Below are 3,177 nucleotides of genomic sequence, written 5' to 3'. Positions count from 1 at the left end.
GGGATAGCAGCCGGGCACCGCGACCCGGCGCGAGCCGGCGAGCTTGCCGCGCCTCTTCGCGCCGGAGGGCAGCGGCAGCTCGGGCAGCCCGTAGGGCCAGCACCCGGCATATGGCGTGCCGTAGAACTCGTCCCAGGCCTGCCCACTGGTCAGCCGGAAGTCGGCGCCGCAGTCGATGACGACCACGTCGTCCGGCAACGAAGCGGCCACCGCAGCCGACGCCCCGTGCGGCAGCGCGAGGAACACCACATCATGGCCGGCCAGCGTCTGCGGCGTGGTGGGCTGCAGCACCCGGTCCGCGAGGGGCATCAGGTGCGGATGGACGGCACCGAGCCGCGTGCCGGCGGAGCTGGCCGCGGTCAGCGCACCGACTTCCAGCTCCGGGTGACCGCAGAGCAACCGCACGACCTCGCCGCCCGCATAACCGCTCGCACCCGCCACTGCCGCCGTCCACATGTGCATGAATATACACGCCTTCGTGAATTCATGCACCAAGCGTCGGTCAAGCCAGCGGGTCGTCCGCACCCCAAGGGTGCAGGCGCAGCCGCCTGTCGTCGTCGCCGAGCCCCTCCTCGGCGCGGGCTCGCAGCGACGCGGGGGTGTCGGCGCCCGCCCGCACGAGCCGACCGGACCACGCATCGAGGTCGCCCGACGCGAGCGCGAGCGCGAGGTCGGTCACCTCCTGCGGAGAGGTCCATTCGGTCCGACCGTGGTGCATCTTCATCGAGTGCGTCATGTCGGTCTCGATCACCCCGGGCGCGAGGTCGAAGGCGCGTATGCCGTGTGCCCCTCCGGCCAGGTGCAGTCCCCCGGTGATCCGGGCCAGCGCGGCCTTGCTCGCGTTGTAGGCGGTCAGGTCGGGGGTGTCCCGCCCGCCGCTGCCGCTGTTGAGGTTGATGATGCGCCCGCCGCCGGCTGCCGCCATGTGGCGGGCCACCGCGCGGCTGACCAGGAAGGGTCCCAGGACGTTGACCGTCACGACCTGCCACCAGCGGTCGACGTCGGCCTCCCAGATCGGGGCCTCCGGCTCGATCAGTCCGGCGTTGTTGACCAACAGGTTGATCCGGTGGTGCCGCTCGAGCACGGCTGCGACAAGGGTCTCCACCGCGGTCTCGTCGGTGACGTCCACGGCGTGACCTCTCGCCGTGCCGCCGCTCGCCTCGAGCTCAGCCACCACCTCATCGAGGGCGGCGGTCCCGCGGGCGCAGAGCTCCACGGCATACCCGCAAGCGGCCAGGGCCCGTGCGAGCTCGCGCCCGATGCCTCTGGAGGCACCGGTCACCACCGCCACCGGCGCCCCGCTGCCGGCCACGGTCAGGTGCTCCTCAGCACGGCGCCGGTTGCCGCGGCTGCTGCGGCGACCGCACGGTCGCGGAGCTGGTTGACCTCGTGGGTCTTCAGCGTCCGGTCGGGGGCGCGGAAGACCAGGTGGTAGGCCAACGACTTGTGGCCCTCGTCGACCTGGTCGCCCACGTAGACGTCGAAGAGCGACAGCGACTCGAGCAGCTCACCGGCACCCGAACGCAGCGCCGCCTCGACGTCGCCAGCCGTCACGTCGGCCGCGACGACGAGCGCCACGTCGCTGTGGGCGACAGGATGGGTCCAGATCGAACCCGCGGCGACGGCCGGTTCGCTGGCCCGGGTGAGCACATCCAGGTCGATCTCCCCCGCCACGGTGCGTCCTGGCAGGCCCATGGCCTGGACCACCTTCGGGTGCAGCTCGCCGGCGTGGCCGACGACCGTGCCGTCGGACAGCGTGATCCGGGCGCAGCGCCCGGGGTGCCACGGCGCCCGGTCGGCGGCGGAGACCACGACCTCGACGGCGAGGGCATCGGCCAGTGACCGGACCACCTCGACCGCGTCCGACCAGTCGGCAAGCCGGCCCTGTCCCCACCAGCCGCCGCGCTCACGCTCTCCCGTCATGGCGTAGGCCAGGTGCCTCGGTTGCGGCGGGACGGCCGCCTCGATCGCCGCGAGCGTGTCGTCGTCGGGTCGCGCGGTCACCGCCGGCACCGGGGCTGGTCCGGCTGACTCCTCGGGCAGGGTGACCAGGCCGACTTCACAGATCGCGACGTCCTTGTGACCACGGGAGACGTTGCGCCGCAACGTCTCCAGCATGGTCGAGAGGACGGAGGTGCGCAGGAAGGGCGCCTCCTCCGACAGCGGGTTGGCAAGACGCACGGCCCGGCGGCGCGGGTCGTCCGCCTCGAGCCCGAGCTGGTCGTGCACCCCCGCGCTGGTGAAGGGGTAGGACAACACCTCGACCAGCCCGATCGAGGCCAGTGTGTTGGCGGCGATCCGTCGCACGCGCTGCCCGTGGGTGAGCCCGCGACCACCGGGGGCCTGCGGGAGCACGGAGGGAATCTGGTCGTAGCCGCGCAGTCGAGCCACTTCTTCGACGAAGTCCGGCCCGTTCACCAGGTCCGGACGCCACGACGGGGGCTGGACGGTGAGGGGTCCGCCCGGCTGCGGTTCGTCCACCTGGCAACCGATCTCGCGCAGGACCTCGATCACCTCCTCGCGTGGGTAGGCCAGCCCCACCAGCGTGCTGGGCAACGTCGGATCGAAGCTGACGGGCTGTCTCGCCGACCGTCGGTCGACGTCGGTCACACCGTCGTCGGCGACCCCGCCGCCGTGCTCGACGAGCAGCTCGACGGCGAGCTGGGCGGCCGCGTCGGCCAGGGCCGGGTCGACGCCGCGCTCGTAGCGCTTCGACGCCTCCGTGGTCAGCCGGTGCCGACGCGACGACCGCGCGATCGACGTGGGGTCGAAGTGGGCCGCCTCGATCAGCACGTCAGTGGTGCGGGCCGTGACCTCCGAGGTCTCACCACCCATCACCCCGGCGATCGCCAGGGGCACCTCGCCGCCGTCGGTGATCAGCAGGTCCTCGACGTCGAGCTCGCGGTCGACGTCGTCGAGGGTGGTGAGCCGCTCCGCCTCCCGGGCCCGGCGCACGACGATCTCGCCGGACAGGGTGGACACGTCGAAGGCGTGCAGGGGTTGCCCGAGGGCGAGCATCACGTAGTTCGTGACGTCCACCGCCAACGAGATCGGCCGCATGCCGGCCTCGGTGAGTCGCTTGGCCATCCAACGGGGCGACGGCCGCTCCATGTCCAGCCCCCGCACGACGCGCGCGACGTAGCGGTCGCAGCCGGCGCGGCCGCCGAGCGGCGCCTC

At 72.6% G+C, this 3,177-nt stretch carries 2 protein-coding genes and 1 pseudogene; all 3 read right to left on the bottom strand.

Features of this window, described 5'->3' with window-relative positions:
* Nucleotides 1-456 (bottom strand): annotated as a pseudogene (locus FRW57_RS19505) (N-acetyl-gamma-glutamyl-phosphate reductase); the annotation flags it as partial.
* Nucleotides 457-502: 46 nt separating this feature from the next.
* Nucleotides 503-1,312, bottom strand: a complete 810-nt coding sequence (locus FRW57_RS19500; protein ID WP_137120985.1) for an SDR family NAD(P)-dependent oxidoreductase — start codon at nucleotides 1,310-1,312, stop codon at nucleotides 503-505.
* A 2-nt stretch (nucleotides 1,313-1,314) separates the two neighbouring features.
* A partial coding sequence (gene pheT, locus FRW57_RS19495; RefSeq protein WP_152186819.1) for a phenylalanine--tRNA ligase subunit beta occupies nucleotides 1,315-3,177 on the bottom strand: 1,863 nt, incomplete at its 5' end.

It is taken from the genome of Segeticoccus rhizosphaerae, from assembly GCF_009192725.1.
GTDB classification, from domain to species: Bacteria; Actinomycetota; Actinomycetes; order Actinomycetales; family Dermatophilaceae; genus Segeticoccus; species Segeticoccus rhizosphaerae.
Note: the sequence above shows the minus strand (reverse complement) of the source record. Positions and strands in the feature narration are given on the sequence as shown.